The sequence below is a fragment of the Acinetobacter sp. YH12227 genome, assembly GCF_013417785.1.
GTDB classification, from domain to species: domain Bacteria; phylum Pseudomonadota; class Gammaproteobacteria; order Pseudomonadales; family Moraxellaceae; genus Acinetobacter; species Acinetobacter gandensis.
On sequence record NZ_VPDH01000187.1, the window covers coordinates 1 to 1,117 of the forward strand.

The 1,117-nt window shown below is 32.5% G+C and carries 1 protein-coding gene and 1 pseudogene; both read right to left on the reverse strand.

The genetic code is table 11. The annotated features are described in order from the left end of the window. Nucleotides 1-520: 520 nt before the first annotated feature. A complete protein-coding gene (locus FTV09_RS17855; protein ID WP_180059015.1) occupies nucleotides 521-982 on the reverse strand; it encodes an ATP-binding cassette domain-containing protein in 462 nt (153 codons plus the stop codon). Between the two features lie 36 nt (nucleotides 983-1,018). Beyond that, nucleotides 1,019-1,117 (reverse strand): annotated as a pseudogene (locus tag FTV09_RS17860) (IS1 family transposase); the annotation flags it as partial.

The window sequence follows — 1,117 nt, forward strand, 5'->3', positions numbered from 1 at the left end:
AAACTTTCTTTCTAAAACCCAACTTAATCAATCTTAACTAAGTCACTGTTTTATCAGAAGTTTTAATCTTCATCACCGCCGATGGATGTGCATTCTACAGCATTTCTTACCCAACGCAACACCTTTTCCCATTTATTTTTTAAAATATGCAACGTTTGTTTATTTATTCTGCAAAATAGGCTTTTTTTACTAAAAAACGTGTTTTTTAGTAAAAAATGAGCGCATAAAAAATTAATCCAAACCAGATAGAAGCCATAATTACGGGGAGGACACCGTATATTTCTATAGGTTTACGATAGATCCATCGAATAAAAGTAATATAAATCGTGATCAAGGGAATAATCACACCTACACTACTTTTCACACTATTGCTTTGAGTTATCCAGAAAATTGAAGGTAATAAGTAAGTAGCGCAATAAATAGCAATACAATGTATTCCGCTCGATTCAATTGATTCATTCGCACACTTTGAGCAATCCAAAATTTTTAGTCATGCTCAAAATGATGCTTTAAATCCATTTTAATTACCCCAAGCTGCAATAAGTAAAAATTTTTTAGTGGTCCCAAAAGACATCTGGGCAAATGGTATATCTAAATATTCTTCTAATTTAAACCACGAGATAAATTTGCAATAAGCATCCGCGCTAAGCTTTCGAATGCTACAAATCAAATTTAGAAACTCCGCTCCCTGAATAAAATCATACACGGGACTTTTATCAGGTACATATGCCACTAATTTTTTATATTCATCATTACTGGCGCTCTGTTCTTGTTCATTAATGTAGATCCTGCCCTGATCACTCTCCAATAAACCGGCAATCATAGGTAATAATGTAGATTTTCCTATTCTGTTTTCACCTGTAATAGCTAAGACACCGACTTCACACCAAGTCAGATTTAAATTATGAAAAATCGAATGGCCAGCATAACTTTTTTTATATTTTCTAAATGCTGAACAACCATTTAAACACTCTTTTTTTATTTTATTGAGGGTGGTGTTTCAAAAAGTATGCTGACATTAAATGAAACCATTATTGATGTAAAAAAAGGTTAAGTCGAAGGCTTTAAAATGGTTTTCAATCTTTTTGGAGAAATTACAACTCTTTCTAAAACCGCG